The sequence below is a fragment of the Sediminicoccus sp. BL-A-41-H5 genome, assembly GCF_050632405.1.
GTDB lineage: Bacteria > Pseudomonadota > Alphaproteobacteria > Acetobacterales > Acetobacteraceae > Roseococcus.
The window spans coordinates 2,867,664-2,886,096 of sequence record NZ_CP192601.1 but is presented as its reverse complement, the minus strand read 5'-3'; the positions used below and the strand labels follow the sequence as shown (position 1 = coordinate 2,886,096).

Here is an 18,433-nt window from a genome sequence, read left to right as displayed (position 1 = left end):
AGCGGCTATGCCGCTCGCCCCCGCTACACCCAGCCGGATGCGTGCATGTCGACATGGGCTTCGCCATCACCAGACCATCCGGCCGCTTTTGCTGCACGGAAAGGTCGAGTTCTGTTGGCGGCTGGGCAGCGGGAACTGGCTATTTCCTGGCTTGACCGAGCTGCCCGCCTCGCTCCCGAGGATGTTTTTGTTCGCCTCTCCCTCGCCAGTGCGATGGCTGCTGCCGGTGATGGGCACGCACGCCGTCTATTCGGCGAAATGGTGCGCTGCGGGGGACCGAGGGAGGCATTTCTAGGCCTCGCCATTCTTGATTTCCGGCAGGGAAAACTCCTGGAAGCATCGAAAACGCTCGGGACAATGCTGCAGCACTTCGCTCCACCCGAGGGGCCGGCGATGATGAAGGCTGCCGAACAAATCTCGGAAGCGTGTGGTCTGCCGGGTTGGGTCAGCTCTAATGCGGATGGCGAGGTCACTGTTCATCTTCGGCAGGGAGTGACGGCTAAGCCGACCGGTAGGATCAATGGAACAGATATCCCATTTGTCTCCGTGAAACCTTCCTCGGCAGGCAGATGGTCCAGCCGCTTATCCGAGAGCCAATTCCATGGCCTCCTGAGCGTCGAGGCCGCCGGCCTTCCTCTCCTTGGAAGTCCGCTCGATGTGAGCGTCCTTCGTCGCCTGGAAGGCGTTGTCCAGGCACTCGACGGCGGCCTGAAGGGGTGGATTCGCTATCCTGCGGATCCAGACAAAATTCCCTACATCGACATTACGCCTGCCGGTTCTTCCCCTACCGCAAGCTTTACCCTGGCGACGACCGGCCTCGATCAAGACAGTTCGGCCCCAATTGTGACGGGTGGGCAACGCTGGGCGTTTCAAATGGCTCGCCAGGATATTCCCTGGCTCGGGCCGCTCCACGTTACGTGCCCTGGTGGCCGTGCCCTCTTTGGCAGCCCGATCGATCCGACACTGGACGAACGCACAGCTTTGCGTGCGGCCTACCAGTTGCGAGACGTTACCCTGGCCCATCCAGGATGTGGTCACGAAGCGGATTATACGCGGCCCCTCCCTGCCATGGCCCCCATGCCGCAGCGAACACCAAGTATTGTTTCGCACGCGCCGGGCATCGACGTGATCATTCCCGTCTACCGCGGTGCCGCGGAGTTCCGGGCCTGCCTGGACTCGGTGTTGCTAGCCGATACGGGTGCAGTCCGGATTATCATCGTGGATGATGGTTCGCCCGATCAGGAGCTGCGCGCGGAGGTGGCGGCTGCGCAAAAGTATGTCGGCGTTGAGGTGCTTAGTCATAGCCGCAATCTCGGCTTCCCGGCGGCGATCAATACAGGCCTGCGCGGCAGTGCGGGCCGGGACGTCGTGCTTCTCAATAGCGACACCCTGGTTCCCCACGGTTGGCTCGAGCGACTGCGGGCCGTGGCCTATTCGGCATCTGATATCGGAAGCGTCACGCCGTTCACGAACAACGGTTCGATTGCATCCTACCCCGATCCAGGAGGCAACGAAGCACCGGATGGTTTGGATGGCCTGACGGCCCTGGATCAGGCGGCATGGGCGGCGAACGGGGCGGGTTCAGTCGAGCTTCCGACCGGCGTCGGCTTTTGCATGTACATCCGGTACGACTGTCTTGCAGAGGTAGGCCATCTGCGAGACGATGTCTTTGCACAGGGCTACGGTGAGGAGAACGACTGGTGCCTGCGCGCCCGCCGTCTTGGTTGGCGGCACGCCCTGGCCACTGGTGTCTTCGTGGCGCATCTCGAGGGCCGATCATTCGGGCCGGCCAAGACCCATCTGATGCGACGTAATGCAGACATCCTCGAAGGGCTTCATCCTGGCTACGGAACCCTGGTGCGGCAATTTCACGCGCGGGATCCTCTGGCTCCCGCGCGACGCGCCATTGATATCGAGCGTTGGCGGCAGGCGAAGTCCGCGGCGGGCGCTATCATCCTCATCACGCATCGCCGCGGCGGCGGCGTCGAACGCTTCGTAAGCGAACGGGCCCAGGCACTCCGGGTGGTTGGGCTGCGTCCCATCATCATGCGCCCGTCAAGCAATACGAAGTTGGCCGCGTGTGTCCTTTCTGACGGTACCGGTGCCAATTATGCGAACCTTTGTTTTGCGCTACCCGACGAGAAGGAATCACTGCTCGAGCTGTTGCGCGAGGAAGGCGTACGACGCGTGGAAATCCATCACCTCCTCGACCACGGGCCAGAAATATCTAGTCTTGCAGATGAATTGGGAGTGCCTTTTCATATTGCCGTGCATGATTATGCATGTCTTTGCCCCCGTATCAGTCTCCTTGGACGAAACGGGCGATACTGCGGCGAGCCCGATCTGCCAAGCTGCTCCACCTGTGCGGAAGATTGGGAGGAAGGCGGTGATCAATCTGATGTCGCCGGCCTGAGGGTCAATTCAAGGAAGCTGTTTCAGAGAGCACAACTCATAACGGCCCCATCGCTGGACGTTGCGGACAGGCTGACCCGGCATCTTGGCACGCTAAGCAGCCTTCGCGTGACCCCCTGGGAGTCGCTGCAGGGGACCGATAGCCCGCTTAAGGAGCGCCACCTCGACATGGGCCAGGACGCGGTCCTAGCCGTCGTCGGAGCAATTGGACGTGAGAAGGGTTACGACGTGCTGCTTGCCTGCGCGCGAGATGCGGAGCGGCGAGGTCTTCCCCTTAGTTTCCTGGTCGTGGGTCGGACTATGGATGACAATCGTCTCCTGCGTACTGGGCGCGTCTTCGTCACCGGCCCTTATCAGGAGGGCGAGGCTGAGGATTTGCTCAAACGACATGCACCAGCCGCAGGCTTCGTGCCATCGGTAGTACCGGAGACTTGGTGCTTCGCCCTGACCGAGCTCCTGAAGGCACGGCTGCCGGTTGCTGCTTTCCACCTTGGCGCCCAGGCTGAGCGCTTGGAGGCAGTGCGGGGCAGTTTGCTGCTTCCGATTACTGATACGGCGCCCGCAATCAACGCGGCGCTCCTCGAATGGCTCGGCTTTCCGACGCGATCCTCAGATGACGCGAATGAAACTGCCATTATTGCGTAATCATCTTGAGTTCAGGTGCACATATGAAAAACCATCCTCCTGCCATCTCACCGATCCAGACTGCGGTCCAGGTCCTTTCGTTTGATCCGGGCGTCTACAGCGTGAGCTTTAGCCCTGAACGGATGCAGGACAGCGATATCGGCTTCAGCTTTCCGCGTGCCCGCCTTGATGCGCCGACGGGCGGCGAAGGCCTCGTCATCGTCGCATTGCAGGGGGAGAATGGTTGGCTCTCACGTCCCGGCGATGTTGCCATGGTGCAGGTTGCGGGCGCCAGGATGAGCCTGCTCCTGACGACCTATCAGATCGAAGGCGCAAATGCGCCCGCGTTGCTGCGCGTTAGCCGTCTCGACAATGCTATGGCGGTACCGGCACCGGCTCCTGAGAAGGCAATAACCGCGTCGGCGTCGGGTCTGGTGCACATCGGTGCCCAAGGAGACACGCCCTTCGGTTTCGATGGCTGGGCTGGGGCCGCCCTAGGGGCGGATGGCTTGATCGAAGGATTTTCCCTTCAGCCGCCAGCGGGGCTGGATCCGACTGCTATCGAATATCAGGGCATCCTCGGCATCGATTGGAAGACGCCTTGGTCCAAGGGTGGCGAGTTTTGCGGCAGTCGGGGTCTTGCGCTTCCGTTGCTCGGTTTCGCTATCCGTCTACAGGCGGACGCGGCCGGCTCCTATGGCTGTACTTACCAGGCACGTTTTGCGGATGGCAGCATCATCGAGGCGGCCGATGGCGCACCATGCGAGGCATCCTCGGCAGCAGCCCTGGTCGCCATTTCGGTTTCCTGGGTTGCCCGTGAGAATGTAGCGGTCCCTCCAGTGGCGCCAACGCACGAGATCAATCCCCCAAAGCGGACATCCTCGGCCAGTCTGGCCAAGTCAGCGGTGCCTTCTTCAGAGCCTACCGCCGCGAAGCCCGGAGCCTCCAGGAAATCGGCCACGGTCCCCAAAGCGATCGCTCCAAAATCGCCTTCATCATCCGCGCCTGCCCGTCAGAAAGTTGCGCCCCCCTCCTCGGTTTCGGCCAGCGAGATCAGCAAACTAAAGAAGACGTCGGGGGCTACCCGGCCTAAATCCGAGGCGCCGCCTCCAAAGACGGCCGCCGCCAAGGCTGGAGCCTCCAAGAAATCGGCCGTAATCCTTCCAGTGGGTGATCCAAAATCCGCATCACCATCCAGGCCCGCCGGTGATAAATTCGCCCCGCACTCCTCGATGTCGCCGGAGGAAATCAGACCATCGAAAAGGGGGGCCGCAGCCGGCCGGTCTAATTTAGTGGTGCCGTCGCCGAAGCCTACAACTTCCAGGAAAGCAGCCAAGATTTCCTCTGCCAGCGCCCCAAAATCTGCCTCTACGCGCAATGGAAGAAACAATACTGACAAATTAGCGCCCAAAAAATCGGCGAAAATTTCGGCCACACCTGCACCAAAAGCCAAAAAGCGCTCCAAGCGCCCTTAATTTTATGGCCAGAATTGCTTGTAGCGAAATCCATTCCGCCAAACTGTCATTATGACTCTAGGTGCGGAACGTTAAAGAGCAGGTAAGCCGTGAATTTTCTTTTCGTGCATCAAAATTTTCCTGGGCAGTATTTGCACTTGGCCTCATGGCTGGCCTCGTCTCCCAAGCATAACGTGGTCTTCGTAAGCGAGCCGAACGAGAACTCCCTTGCAGGTGTGCGGCGCGTTCCTTATCGGCCGGTTCGCGGATCCATGCTGGGCATCCATCCCGATGCCACAGAGTTCGAGGCGGCCATGATTCGTGCGACTTCCGTAGCGCAGACCTGCGCCGAGCTTGCGCGGACCGGCTATCGACCTGACTTCATCATTGGCCACAATGGTTGGGGCGAACTGCTGAATCTCAAGGACATCTGGCCGAAGGCCATCCTCGATGGATATTTTGAGTTCTTCTATAAACTCGAAGGCGCAGATGTAGGCTTTGACGCAGAATTTCCTCTTCCCGAGCACGATCGATCTCGTGTGCGAGCGAGGAATGCAGTGAATCTTTTGGGCCTAGAAGTATGTGATCGCGGACATACACCTACTCGGTGGCAACATAGCACCTACCCTGGCTGGAGTCGCCGCAAGATCAGGGTAACCCCTGAAGGGGTAGACCTCTCTCGGTGCCGCCCTAATCCTTCGGCTATTTTCCAGCTTCCAGGTACTCAACATATGCTGAAGGCAAATGATCAGCCTGTTGTTACCTTCGTGGCCCGCAATCTTGAACCTTATCGCGGCTTCCACGTGTTCATGCGGTCATTGCCGAGTCTGCTACGAAATAATCGTGCCTTGCAGGTCGTGGTAGTTGGCGGTGAAGGCGTCTCCTATGGACAGCCTCCTCCGGCCGGAAGCTGGCGCGATTACATGCTGGCAGAACTCGATGGGCAATTCGAAAAAGAACGCGTACATTTCGTCGGTAAATTAACTTATCATGATTACATTACACTGCTTCAAGTGTCCTGGGTTCATGTATACTTAACTTATCCCTTCGTCGCCTCTTGGTCCTTGCGCGAGGCGCTAGCAACTGGTTGCTGCGTAGTCGGAAGCGACACAGAGCCGGTGCGAGAATTTATTGCGTCCAACGAGAACGGGGTGCTCGTACCTTTTTTTGATAGTGAAGGTCTCGCTGAAACAGTATCGGAACTCCTCTGCCATCCCGCACGACGTCGCGCGCTATCTCAAGAGGCTGCTCGCCGAGCGGAAACCTTTGGTCTACCAGCCTGCTTGGAGAATTTTGTTCGTAACCTCTGTCGAGGTTAGAGTCCTTGTGTGGACGGCTCCCTCGACGCAAGAGTTTTGGACGTTTTGGCGCCGCGGTCGGGTGCGGTCATGTGTCCGGCCTGTTGGTACGGCGCATGACCGCTGGCCCTGATGCAGTTCGCGGCCCGGCTCCCAATCAGTTCGTCGCGCTCGGAGGCGCAGGCCTCTAAACGGGTTTTGCCAGGCCCCGGGTTCGACCGGTTTGCCATCACGTCTTTTCACCCTCACACCCCGCCGGTCACGATGCTGACCGTCGGGATATCTTCCCGCCCTCAGGCTGCGGCGGCCACGCTGGGCGAGGCACGATAGCTGCCTCCCCTGGTGAGCAGCGCCCAGACGATGCGGGCTGTCTTATTGGCCTGCGCCACGGAGGCGAGGCGCGCCGGGCGGCGCTCCAGGATGCCCTTCAGCCAGGCGACCCCCGGCGTCGATTTCCTCCGCGCATGTCGGATCACCGCGGTGGCGCCCAGCACCAGCAGCCGGCGCAGGCTGCGGTCGCCTTGTTTGGAGGTACCCATCCGGCCAAGGCCGCGGGTTGGTGTTGATCAGGCGGCGGCCGCCTGTTGGGTTTGTGCTGCCTTCCAGTTCCATGGGAGCAACTCATGCAGGAGCGAGGCGGGTTGATCGGCGGTCCGTGCCAGCACATCGGCCAGCCACGCGCGCGGATCGACATCGTTCATCTTGGCCGTGACGATCAGCGAGTACATGGCCGCCGCCCTTTCTCCGCCGCGGTCCGAGCCCGCAAACAGCCAAGCCTTTCGGCCCAGGGCGATCCCGCGCAGCGCGCGTTCAGCGGCATTGTTGGTCATGCAGATGCGGCCATCGCCAAGGAACCGGCTGAACGCCTCCCACCGCGTCAGCATGTAGTTCATCGCCTTCGCCAGGTCGCTGTGGCGTGACATCTTCGCGCGGGTCTCCCGCATCCAACTTTCGAGCTCGGTGACCAGCGGCGCGATGTCCTTCTGCCGCACCGCCAGGCGCTGTTCAGCCGGCAACCCATTGATGGCGCGCTCAGCGGCAAAGATCAGGTCGATCCGCCGTACCGCCTCCGCCGCCAGCGGCGCCCGCGCCAACTCTGCCAGCTTGAACAGCTTGCGCCGGCCATGCGCCCAGCAGGCAGCCTCGGTGATCGGCCCGGGCTTGCGGCCTGGCAGATACAGCTCGTTGAACCCCGCATAGGCATCGGCCTGCAGGATCCCGGCATAACCGGCCAAGTGCCGCTGCGGATGCTCGCCGGTACGATCACGCGAGTAGCGGAACATCGCTGCCGGCGGCGCCGGCCCCCCGAATGGTCGGTCGTCGCGCACATAGGTCCAGGCCCGCGCGATGACCGTCTTGTCGCGCGCCAGCAGCGGCACGGTGGTGTCATCGCCATGCAACCGCGCGGCCGCCAGGACATGCACGTCGATCAGCCTTACCAGCGGCGCCAGCATGGCCGTGCAAGTGCCCACCCAGTCGGCGATGGTCGAGACGCTGAGCTCGATGCCCTCTCGGGCAAAGCTTTCGCTCTGACGGTTCAGCGGAAGGTGCTGGCCAAACTTCGCTTCCAGGATCATGGCCAGGAGGTTTGGCCCGGCGCGGCCGCGGATGATGGGATGGAACGGCGCTGGCGGCTGGGTGATGACCTCGCAGGAACGGCAGCTGAACCGCTCGCGCACGGTCTGCACCACCTTCCACTGGCGCGGGATCACCTCGAGGGTCTCGGTGACATCATCGCCCAGCTTGGAGAGCTTGCCGCCGCAGCAGGGGCAGGCGACAGGGGCGGCAACCACCACCCGCTCGCGCGGCAGATGTTCCGGTAGCGGTGCGCGTACGGGCTTGCGTGCCGGGCGATCCACCGTGGCATCCTTCGGCGCTGGCTTCTCGGCTGCGGCCGCCGCCTCGCTGGCCGCGGTGACCAGCTCGTCGAGTTGCAGTTCCAGCTGATCGATCAGCTTGCGGCCACGCTCGGAGGAGGCGCCGAACTTGTCATGCTTGAGCTTGGCGATCAGCAGCTTGAGTTGCAGGACCAGGGCCTCGGCACCCGAGGCGCGGGCCTCGGCCTCGCGCCGCGCCGCCTGCTCGGCCGCCAGTGCCGCGCGCAGCATGTCGATATCGTCAGGCGTGGAATCCGGCGCGGGCATAACGCTGCGAAGTGAATCACGCGCTGTTTCGGACCGCCAGCACTATCCGGCGACTTGCGGGCGCCAAGTGTGCTGCGGGTTCCGCCAGTCGATGCCGTCCAGCATATAGGCCAGCTGCGATGCCGAGATGGCCACCGCGCCATCCGCCGGGGCGGGCCAGATGAACCGGCCGCGTTCCAGCCGCTTGGCGTAGAGCGACATGCCCAAGCCGTCATGCCAGACGATCTTGATCAGCGAGCCGCGCCTGCCGCGGAACACGTAGAGGTCACCGGCATGCGGGTCACGCCCCAGCGCCTGCTGCACCTGCAGCGCCAGACCGTTCATGCCTCGCCGCATGTCGGTGTGGCCCACCGCCAGCCACACCCGCGCGCCCGCGGGAACGGGGATCATCGACGAAGCGCTGCCAGGACGCGATGCAGCCCGACGGCGCCGACCGTCTCGCTCACCCGCAACGTCGTGCCATCCGGCAGAACGATCTCGATCCGAGGGTCCGTCTCGACCGGCACGTCAGCACCCGGGGGCGCAGCTGGAGCCTCGGGTGCGGCCAACACCCGCATGGGCAGGAAGGCTGGTTGATCCACCAACTCTCCGCGCCGATGCGCGTCCCGCCACTGCCACAGCAGGCCACGGCTGACCTCGTGCCGCCGAGCTACCTCCGCTACCGTCGAGCCCGGCTCCTCGAGCTCGGCCAGGATCCGCAACTTCTGCTCCGGCCGCCAGCGCCGTCGACGCTCGACCCCGGTGATGATCTCCATCCACGCCTCCGTCCTTACCGACGCTCACAAGAGCGCCCGTACGAACACAGGACAGGTTTAGCCGCGCCGCGGTAGGCGGTGCTCGCCGGACGGGTACGTTTGGAGATACCCCCCTGCCGCTGCTTACCGCCGCTGCTGTTCTGCTTGGGCACCAGCCCGATCCAGGCCGCGAACTGACGGGCGGAGCGGAACTGGCTGGGGTCGGTGACGGTGGCCACGATGGCCGATGCTGTGATCGGCCCGATGCCAGGGATGGTGGCAAGCCGCCGGCTGGTCTCGTTGTCCTCGTGCCAGGCCAGGATGGCTGCCTCGATCTCCTCTACCCGCTTGGCCTGCGCCTCCAGTTCGGCGGCGAGTTCACCGAGTGCCTTGCGGGCCAGCACTGGCACATCGACCTTATCCTCCGCCATGAGCACGGCAACCAGATCCGCCACCCGCCCGATCCCCTGGGGGGCGGTGACGCCCAATTCGGCCATGTGCCCGCGCAGCGCATTCACCAGCATGGTCCGCTGCCGCACCAGCAGCTCGCGTGTCCGGTGCAACATCAGCACGGCCTGCTGCTCGGCGGTCTTGATCGGCACGAAACGCATCGTTGGACGCGTCAACGCCTCGCAGATCGCTTCCGCATCCGCAGCATCGGTCTTGCCCCGCTTGACGTAAGGCTTCACGTAACTGGCCGGCATCAGCCGCACCTCATGGCCCAAATCCCTGATTTGGCGCGCCCAATGATGCGCCGTGCCGCAGGCCTCGATGCCGACCAGGCATGGCGCCAGCGCCTCGAAAAATCGCAGCACATCCGTACGTTGCAGCTTGCGCCGCAGCACAGCCTGGCCCGACTTATCCACGCCGTGCACCTGAAACACGTGCTTGGCGATATCCAGACCGATCGTGGTAATCTCCATGGCGGACGGCTCCTTCCTGCTCGTTGCTCGCAACAGCCACGAGCTTGGCACATCGATGCCGAACAGGAGCCGTCCACCGCATCAGTTTGATAATCAGCGATGGGCCACGCGACGCAGCAGCAGGGCGCCCATTGCGACGTGGATCATGGCCTCGGACACGTCGAGGCGCTTCTCGTAGTCGCGGACCAGCCGCCGCCAGCGGATCATCCAGCCGAAGGTGCGCTCCACGACCCAGCGTCGCGGGATGACCTCGAAGCCCTTCGCCGTGTCGGATCGGCGGACGATCTCGACGACGAAGTCGAGTAACGCAGCCTTGTCCATCAGCTTGGTGCGGTCGTAGCCCGCGTCGGCGAACAGGTGCTTCAACCAAGGCCAGCGCTTGCGGATGGCGGCGAGGATCGTCTGCGCGCCAACGCTGTCCGATACGTCGGCAGGCGTGAGGTTCACCATCAGCAGCCGCCCATCGGTATCCACCGCGACGTGCCGCTTGCGGCCGACGATCTTCTTCCCGTGTAGCTGCTGCGTGAATTCTCCCCGGAAGTGCTGGCTGAAAATTCCTCAGTCCAGCGCGACTGCCCGCGCCCGGGGGTGAGCCCCCGGGCGCGGGCGGCGCCGGCCATGCCCGAGGATGCTGACCGGCATCACGGGAGTCGTCGGTGGTCACCCTTGGGGAGCTTGTCATGATCCTGGATCTTCATCGGCAGGGATTGAGCGTCTCGGCCATCGCGCGGCGCACCGGCCACGACCGAAAGACCGTCCGCAAATATGTCGAGCGCGGCCTGGAGCCGCCGACTTACACTCCGCGGCCGCCCATGCCCTCGCCGCTGGCGCCCTTTGATGCCTTTCTGCGGGATCGGGTCGGGCGCTTCCCTGACCTGACCGGACGGCGCCTGTGGCGAGAAATCCGCGAGCTCGGATTCACCGGCGGCTACGCCACGGTGACCGACTTCCTCCGCACCGTCCGCCCGCCAGTCGAGCCGCCCTTCGAGCGTCGCTTCGAACCCCTGCCAGGCCGCCAGGCGCAGGTGGATTTCGCCCACTTCAAGGTCCGCTTTGAGGATGATCCCCGCACCGAGCGCATCGTCTGGCTATTCTCCATGGTGCTCGGCCACAGCCGCATGATGTGGGCCCGCTTCGTCGCCCAGCAGGATCTCGCCACCGTGCTCCGCTGCCACGTCGCGGCCTTCGCCGCGTTAGGCGGCGTGCCGGAGCAGATCCTCTATGACCGCATGCGCACCGCCGTTCTCGGCGAGGTCGATGAGCGCGGTATCGTGTACAACGACAAGCTCCTGGCGCTCGCTGCCCACTACGCCTTCGTGCCGAAAGCCTGTCGTCCCTACAGGGCCAAAACCAAGGGCAAGGTGGAGAGGCCGTTCCGCTACGTCCGCGAGGACTTCTTTCTGGCCCGCAGTTTCCGCAGCCTGGACGACCTGAATGCCCAGTTCACCCAGTGGCTCGACCAAGTCGCCAACCGCCGCCTGCACGGAACCACGGGCCGCATCGTCATCGAGCACTTCGCCGAGGAACAGCCGACCCTTCGGCAGCTGCCGGCCGGGCCTTTCAATGCCGTGCTCCGCCTCGAGCGGCGCATCTCGCACGAGGGTATGATCTCGGTGGGCGGCAATTTCTACTCCGTCCCCGACGGCACGCGCCGACGCCCCGTCGAGGTCCAGGTCACCGCCTCCGAGGTCCATATCCTGGAGGACGGCCGCCTCATCGCCGCACATCCAGTGTTGGAGGGGCGCGGCCGGCGCCGCATCGCCGAGGGACACCGCAGCCTCCCGCCGCCCCACAACAGCGCCACACCGCGTGCAGGCGCCGCGGCGTCACCATCGGTAACCGCCGCGGCAGCTGGCGTGGCACCACGCTCGCTCGCCATCTACGATGGCGGTCGGCCGGCGCCTGGCCACCGGGGAGGCCGCGCGATGAACGCTGCACCCGCCACTCTTGATCGCATCCGCCGACACTTGGTCGGCCTAAGGATGCCGCGCTCCATCGAGGTGCTGGATCACCTGCTGCGCCAACTCGAGCGCGGCGAGATCTCTCCCCTCGAGGCGATCGATCAGCTGCTCGACGAGGAACTCAGCCTGCGCGAGGGGCGTCGCGTCAAGGCAGCCCTCAAAATGGGCCGGCTGCTGAACATCAAAACGCTGGCCGGGTTCGATTTCTCGTTCCAGCCCTCCCTCGACCGCAACCGCATCCTCACCCTCGCGGGCCTCGACTTCATCGATCGGCACGAGGTGCTCCACTTCCTCGGCCAGCCCGGCTGCGGCAAGACCCACCTTGCCATCGCGCTCGCCGTCGAGGCGGTAAAGGCCGGACGCAGCGTCTATTTCACCACGCTTGCCGAGCTGATCGCCTCGCTCGCTAAGGCGGAGCGCGAGGGCACCCTGCGCGAGCGCATCCGGTTCCTCTGCCGCCCCCAACTGCTGGTCGTCGATGAGATCGGCTACCTGCCCGTCGTCCCCGGCGGCGGGAACCTGTTCTTTCAGCTGGTCAACGCCCGCTACGAGCGCGGCGCCATGATCCTCACCTCCAACCGCGGCTTTGCCGAATGGGGCGAGGTGTTCGGCGACACCGTCGTCGCGACCGCGCTGCTCGACCGCCTGCTCCACCACGCCATCGTCGTGCGCATCGAGGGCGCCAGCTATCGCCTCCGCCGCCATGCCGACCTGCTGCCCGACAGCGCCGGTACCCGGAACATCCAGCAGTCCCATCCACGACCACGACGGCGCGGCAGACCGCCGAAGGCACGCCTTCCCGAACTCACCGCCGCGACATAGCCGCCAGCCGAATTGGGGAACTTTCACCCAGAACTTCTGAGGAATTCAACCTCAGCATTGACACGGTCTGCCATGGGCCGAAGTGCACCGGCAGCATCCGCCAGCCGCCCGCACTGCGGGCCGTGTAGCGGATCGCGTTCAGCACCTCCCGCAGGTCAACCGCTGGTTTACGCTCCCGCCGTGACGGCTTCGGCAGCAGCGGCTCGATCCGCGCCCACTCCTCGTCCGTCAGGTCAGACGGGTAGCGCTTCGTCTTTCGGCCAAGCTCAGCCATCCGGCATCGGGTGTCTCGGGTCCACATCCCGAGCTTGAATCACCCCCGGCCGCGCCGCGCCAAGCCATTCTCAAGCGATCACTTACGCCACCACCCAAGCCCTGCTTGCGCATGCACGAGGCACGTGGGTTCGTGCCCCCGCAGTCAGCCAACCAAGCCCCTTGTTGGTTTTATCCAGGCTACTCCAAGCATGCAAAATATCAGCAAAAAACAAACAAAGTGGCGATGGTGCCGGCCGGCATTTGCTGCCACTTGTAACTTACGCTGGCTGCGCTGTGGCAAGTCTTCGGCTTGCAACGTGGCTATGTTCGATCCCTCATCGCCGCCGGGTGGGGATGGGTGGCGCCGCGCTCCGGCAAGCGCGGATCTATTTCCGTTTGGTGGGAGCGTGCCGGCTTCCATTTCAGGTGTCCTGTGTCGTCATCACTTGCCCAGTCCGATATTCCCCCGACCTTGGTCGTGACCTCCAGCGGGGAGGCCGCCTTCGAAGAGAACGGCACGGGGCCGGTCTACACCGCAATGGGCATTGACCCGGAGGGGGACCCGCTGACTTGGTCATTGAGCGGTGACGATGCGGGGCGGTTCAACATTGACGCCGGCACAGGCGTGGTGACTTTCAAGGTGCCGCCGAACTATGAGGCGCCGTCCGATTTTGATGGTGATAACATATACCGTATCGTGGTGTCGGTCACCGACAACATCGAGTCCAGCGCGTCGCTCGATGTCGCAATCACGGTGACGGATGCCAATGATGCGCCGCAGATCACTCTTTCGCTGCCGCTGGCCGTAGAGTTTGGCACCTTTGCCGACAATCCCTTCGCCGGCATCAGTGTTGGGTCCTTCAGCGCGCCGGCCTTTGCCGATGTTGATGGGGATGGTGACGTCGACCTTGTGGTGGGCGCGGGTGACGGGCCGCTGCTGGCCTATGAAAGGAACGGTGCCGGCTTCAGCCCTCTCGCCGTCAACCCCTTTGCCGGAATCAGTGTTGGCTCCCGCAGTTCGCCAGTCTTTGCCGATCTTGATGGCGATGGCCGCGCCGACCTGGTGGTGGGGAACGTTGACGGCACATTATCGGTCTACCTGCAGACCGACTTTGGTTTCACGCCTGATCCTCTCGATCGTTATGCTGGTCTCCAAGCGGGCGGTGCGGCAAAGCCAGCATTCGCCGATTTGGACGGCGATGGCAGCCTCGACCTCGTCGTATGGACGGAGTCAGGCGTTCAGGTGATTGGCCAGGTCGGCGTTGCCTTTACCATTGACCCTCTCGCCGGTGTTGGCGGGAGCATCCCTAACGCGCCTGCCTTCGCAGACCTGGATGGCGATGGCGACTTCGATCTCGTCATGGGGGCGCAGGACGGCACTTTGGTTGCCTATGAAAACACTGTCGATGGCTTCAGCGTATTCGCGACCAATCCCTTTGAGGGCGTCGACATCGGCGATTCCAGTTCGCCCAGCTTTGCCGATCTGGATGGCGATGGCGACCTCGACCTTGTGGTGGGGGATTCTGCCGGCACGCTGACAGCCTATGAGAACACGGGTGGCCCTCTGGTCCCCTTCGTCGAGAACGACACCGGCGTTGTATTCACCGCGACGGGCACCGACCAGGACGGCGATGCATTGACCTGGTCGATTAGCGGCGGAGCAGATGCGCTGCTGTTCGCGATAGACCCCGTCACAGGGGAGGTGAGTTTCGTAAATGCGCCGGACTTCGAGGGCCCCGCCGATGCCGGCGCTGACAATGTCTACGACATCATCCTCACCGCCGCCTCGGATGGCGGTCTGACCAGCACCCCTCAGGCCGTCGCCATTACGGTGGCCAACGTCAACGACGAATCCTCTGTGTCCATCGCGGCCACCTCTGGCAGCAAGGCGGAGGGTAACGCTGGCACCACCAGCTATACCTTCACAGCCACACGCACAGGCGACATCTCAGTGCCGCATACAGCGAACTGGGCTGTCACAGGCTCGGGCACCAACGCAGCCGCAGCAGCGGACTTCGTGGGTGGAGTGCTACCCACGGGCACGGTAGCCTTTGATATCGGCGAGACCAGCAAGACGATCACCATTGAGGTGGTAGGCGACGCTGCTATCGAAAGCGACGAGGGCTTCACCGTCACCCTGAGCAGCCCTAGCACGTGGCTGGTGATTGGTACGGCTTCTGCCACAGGCACCATCATCAATGACGATGCCTCTGTGTCACTCGCAGCCACCTCTGCAACCAAGGCAGAAGGTCAGAGCGGCACCACCAACTACACCTTCACAGCGACACGCACAGGCGACAGCTCTGTGGTGCACACCGCTGCCTGGGCTGTGACAGGGTCAGGCACCAACGCAGCCGCAGCAGCGGATTTCGTGGGCAATGCGCTGCCCACTGGCACTGTGACCTTTGACATCGGCGAGACCAGCAAGACCATCACGATCGAGGTCGCAGGCGATGCCTCTGGCGAAACGGACGAGGGCTTCATCGTCACTCTCAGCATTCCCAGCACGGGACTGGTGATTGGCACCGCATCTGCCACGGGCACGATCGTTAATGATGATGCATTCGTCGGCACGCCCAACGCAGACACGCTCACAGGGTTGGCTGGGAATGACACCCTGATCGGCTTGGGCGGAAATGATGTGATCGATGGGGGCGCTGGCGTTGATCTGGCTTCCTTCAGCGGTGCGCAATCCGCCTATCGTCTTGGCTATGACGGCGCCACACTCATCGTGTCAGGTCCTGACGGTACGGATAAACTTTCAAACGTCGAACTCTTGAGCTTTGGTGGCGCTGCACCCGTGCTGGTGAGTTCGCTCCAAGGCTTAGAACCATTGGTGACTGTGCTAACGGGCGGCGTATCGACCCAGATTCTGCCTGACCGCTATGTGGGTCCTGTTGCCTGGCTGGAATATCAGACACTGGGAAGTCCCAATAGCGATGTGGTGATCGGCACGTCACGCAATGACTTCTTCAATCTGTTGGGTGGTGATGACGCAGCCAACGGCGGAGCGGGCGATGATGTGTTGGATGGCGGCACAGGCTCCAACTTCCTCACAGGTGGCGCTGGTCGCGACGACTTCTTCCTGGATGGTCGCGGAGGCACTACCACCTGGGCAACCATCACAGACTGGGAAGTGGGTGAGCGTCTGTCGGTGTTCGGCTGGCTTCCTGGTGTGAGCCAGGTGCTGTGGGTCGACAGTGCTGGTGCGCCTGGCTGGGAAGGCGTCACCATGCACGGTGATCTGGATGGCAATGGCGTGATCGACACCTCAGTGACCTGGACGGGTCGCACACGAGACCAACTGCCCGCGCCGCTGCAGTACGACGGTCTACTATGGTTCACGTGACCTGAGGTCCAGGTAGCGTGCGGACACTAAGCCGGCGTGTGGTGTTTTTGCCGGCCCCGGTTTTCTGGACAAACGGTTGCAAGATGCGGGGCGCCTGAAATCGGTGTCGTGGCTTACGGCGCAAGCAAGCAGTGCTATCCGCGATAGTTTATGAAAACAGGGCAAACGGTTAAAATTTATGATTTTAATTAAATAAATATTTTCATTTATAAATAAAATACAATAAATATTTCCTGCATTGTTGTCGTTTATTTTAATGCTTTTGCGTGCGGGTTGACCTGCCGTGCGCGCGATCCAGAAAGAGGCCCAGTTGATATGACAGCGACGTCGCCGCGTTGGCTTACGGCACGCGCAGCATCCACCGCGTTCATGCGCTGCCCGAACTGCACAGCCAGCATCATGCAGCGCCCGGTGCTGGAAGTGCCCACACCTCGCGGAGAGTGGCTTCGCTTGTTGGCGTGCGAGGCATGTGGCGCGCATTTTTTCGAAAAGCTGGCCGTCGGAGATTATGCCGAGGATCCGCCGGGCGGCGGTGCCGCTTTGGCGTTTTATCTGCAGCAGGGCGCAAATATGGGCGGCATGGCTGTGCGGTTGGCCTCTCTCGGCCGCCAGCCCGGTTCGCGCTACCTTGAAATTGGCTGCGGGTTCGGCCTTGGACTCGACATCGCGCGCCGCACTCTCGGCTGGGACGTGACGGGCCTCGACCCGTCTCCTTTTGCCGCAGCCGGACGTGACTTGCTCGGCCTGCCCATCACGCCGCGCTACCTGCTTTCCGATGATCCGCTGGGCGAGAGTTTCGATGTCGTCCATGCCTCCGAAGTCCTGGAGCATGTGCCTGATCCGCTTGCCATGCTGATCACACTGCGGCGCGCGCTTCGGCCGGATGGGACATTGGTGCTCACCACCCCGGCAGCCGAACTGATCGCGCCCGAAACGGGGGAAGGCCTGCTCATCCCGCTTCTCTCAGCGGGCTGGCACATGGTGATCCAATCGCGGGCGAGCCTTGCGATGCTGTTGCGTCGCGCCGGTTTCGACGAGGTGAATGTAACGCGTGAAGGTGCGCAGCTGATCGCCATCGCCGGCGCGCCGCCCCATGGCTCCGATAACGATCGCGCGCCCTATCTTGCTTGGCTGGCCGCGGCGTCCAGCGCCGTGCCGCCCACCTCCGACCTCGGGCTTGGCGTGCGGGCACGCCTGTATCGGGAACGAAGCGCCGCCGGCGACATGCCCGCCGCCATGGACGCATGGGATGATCTGGAGGCAGCGGTCACAGCTCGGTTTGGCCGTGGGATCGAGAGCTTCGATACGGCAGCCGGGACCCTGTCCCTGGAAGCCCTGGTCGCGCGGGAGCCGGTCTGCCTGGCGGGGGTGCTGTTGCACAGGGGACTGGAGAAGCTCCAGCGCGGCGAACCCGCGGAGCACCTGCTGGCCGCCGCCGCGGCGGCGGCCGGGCGTTTGCGCGCCGCCTTGCGGGCCATCGGCTCCGATGATGGAGACGCCGAGGAGGTGGGCTTCGTCGCAACCCGCGAGCTTGTCGTCATGGCAGCGCTGCGGGGCGACGGCGGCATCGCAGCCCGCATCGAGGCGCTGATCGGGGCCGGGGGCATGCGCCACGCGGAGGTCGCGGTCCGAGGCTGCTTTGTCGCGCTGGTCAATCGCGGCGCATTGGAGGAAGCACGCCGCATTGCGGAGGCGATGCCGGCCGAGTGGTGTGCCATCAACGACATCGGCCCGATCAGCCAGGCAGATGCATCGCTCGCTTATTGTCGCGCCGTGATGGAATTGCAGTTGGGGCTGGAGAAGCTCCAGCGCGGCGAACCCGCGGAGCATCTGTTGTGCGCCGCTGCGGCAGCGGCCTGGCGTTTGCGTGCCGCCCTGCGGGCCATCGGCTCCGATGATGGAGACGCAGAGGAGGTGGCCTTTGCCGCAACTCGCGAACTTATCGTCATTGCCGCGCTGCGGGGCGACGGCGGCATCGCAGCCCGCATCGAGGCGCTGATCGCAGCCGGGGGCATGCGCCACGCGGAGGTCGCCGTCCGAGGCTGCTTTGTCGCGCTGGTCAATCGCGGCGCGTTGGAGGAAGCACGCCGCATTGCGGCGGCGATGCCGGCCGACTGGTGGAACATCAGCGAGGTGGGCCCGATCAGCCATGCCGAAGCGTCGCTCGCTTATTGCCGCTCCGTGATGGAATTGCAATTGGCCGACGGGCGTCGGCGCGATGCGCTGGACTGGTTGCGGGTGCTGCGTGCTGGCCTGCTACGGAGCTTCGCTACGGGCGACACCGCCGCTGCCACGGTTCTTTACTGGCCGGCAACCGAGGCCGCGGCCCTTGGCCTGAGCATGCTTGGTGAGGCGGATGCGGCGGCCGCACTGGTTCGGGAGGCCGAAGCAGAGGTCGCTCATCTGAACAGCTTTCCGGCGCGGTCAACCTCGTGAGCGGGCTTCATCGCCTCGCGC

The 18,433-nt window shown here is 63.5% G+C and carries 10 protein-coding genes and 4 pseudogenes; 7 read left to right on the top strand and 7 right to left on the bottom strand.

Annotated features, from left to right (window positions below; all coding sequences use genetic code 11):
- Nucleotides 1–45: 45 nt before the first annotated feature.
- The 3 genes from ACQ860_RS14140 to ACQ860_RS14130 all read left to right on the top strand — a co-directional run bounded on the left by ACQ860_RS14140 (nucleotide 46) and on the right by ACQ860_RS14130 (nucleotide 5,809).
- Nucleotides 46–3,057, top strand: a complete 3,012-nt coding sequence (locus ACQ860_RS14140) for a glycosyltransferase (RefSeq protein ID WP_431303985.1) — start codon at nucleotides 46–48, stop codon at nucleotides 3,055–3,057.
- A gap of 23 nt (nucleotides 3,058–3,080) precedes the next feature.
- Nucleotides 3,081–4,511 (top strand): hypothetical protein, encoded by a 1,431-nt coding sequence (locus tag ACQ860_RS14135; protein ID WP_431303984.1) that lies wholly within the window; start codon nucleotides 3,081–3,083, stop codon nucleotides 4,509–4,511.
- Between the two features lie 89 nt (nucleotides 4,512–4,600).
- Nucleotides 4,601–5,809 (top strand): glycosyltransferase family 4 protein, encoded by a 1,209-nt coding sequence (locus ACQ860_RS14130; protein WP_431303983.1) that lies wholly within the window; start codon nucleotides 4,601–4,603, stop codon nucleotides 5,807–5,809.
- A gap of 272 nt (nucleotides 5,810–6,081) precedes the next feature.
- Here ACQ860_RS14130 and ACQ860_RS14125 read toward each other — a convergent pair.
- From ACQ860_RS14125 to ACQ860_RS14100, 6 genes and pseudogenes are all read right to left on the bottom strand, one after another.
- A pseudogene (locus ACQ860_RS14125) lies at nucleotides 6,082–6,324 on the bottom strand (IS110 family transposase); the annotation flags it as partial.
- Between the two features lie 30 nt (nucleotides 6,325–6,354).
- Entirely contained in the window at nucleotides 6,355–7,932 is a 1,578-nt protein-coding gene (gene tnpC, locus ACQ860_RS14120) for an IS66 family transposase (protein ID WP_431303982.1), read from the bottom strand.
- A 42-nt stretch (nucleotides 7,933–7,974) separates the two neighbouring features.
- Nucleotides 7,975–8,322: an IS66 family insertion sequence element accessory protein TnpB gene (gene tnpB / locus ACQ860_RS14115; protein ID WP_431303981.1), complete on the bottom strand. Its 348-nt coding sequence runs from the start codon at nucleotides 8,320–8,322 to the stop codon at nucleotides 7,975–7,977.
- Nucleotides 8,319–8,687, bottom strand: a complete 369-nt coding sequence (gene tnpA / locus ACQ860_RS14110; protein ID WP_431303980.1) for an IS66-like element accessory protein TnpA — start codon at nucleotides 8,685–8,687, stop codon at nucleotides 8,319–8,321. Before tnpA ends, tnpB begins: the two co-directional genes overlap by 4 nt.
- 95 nt (nucleotides 8,688–8,782) lie before the next feature.
- Nucleotides 8,783–9,589: pseudogene (locus tag ACQ860_RS14105) on the bottom strand (IS110 family transposase); the annotation flags it as partial.
- A gap of 93 nt (nucleotides 9,590–9,682) precedes the next feature.
- Entirely contained in the window at nucleotides 9,683–10,144 is a 462-nt protein-coding gene (locus ACQ860_RS14100; RefSeq protein ID WP_431305758.1) for an IS5 family transposase, read from the bottom strand.
- 101 nt (nucleotides 10,145–10,245) lie between these two features.
- On the opposite strand from ACQ860_RS14100, the pseudogene istA reads away from it, so the two are divergent.
- A pseudogene (istA, locus tag ACQ860_RS14095) lies at nucleotides 10,246–11,518 on the top strand (IS21 family transposase).
- Complete coding sequence (istB, locus tag ACQ860_RS14090; protein WP_431303979.1) at nucleotides 11,515–12,372, top strand: IS21-like element helper ATPase IstB; 858 nt, start codon at nucleotides 11,515–11,517, stop codon at nucleotides 12,370–12,372. Before istA ends, istB begins: the two are co-directional and overlap by 4 nt.
- Before the next feature lie 61 nt (nucleotides 12,373–12,433).
- Here the strand turns inward: istB and ACQ860_RS14085 are convergent.
- Nucleotides 12,434–12,673 (bottom strand): annotated as a pseudogene (locus ACQ860_RS14085) (transposase); the annotation flags it as partial.
- Between the two features lie 264 nt (nucleotides 12,674–12,937).
- Here ACQ860_RS14085 and ACQ860_RS14080 point away from each other — a divergent pair.
- The gene (locus ACQ860_RS14080) at nucleotides 12,938–15,976 is read left to right on the top strand and encodes a beta strand repeat-containing protein (RefSeq protein ID WP_431303978.1); all 3,039 of its coding nucleotides are present in this window, start codon (nucleotides 12,938–12,940) and stop codon (nucleotides 15,974–15,976) included.
- Between the two features lie 399 nt (nucleotides 15,977–16,375).
- Nucleotides 16,376–18,412, top strand: a complete 2,037-nt coding sequence (locus tag ACQ860_RS14075) for a methyltransferase domain-containing protein (protein ID WP_431303977.1) — start codon at nucleotides 16,376–16,378, stop codon at nucleotides 18,410–18,412.
- Nucleotides 18,413–18,433: the final 21 nt, after the last annotated feature.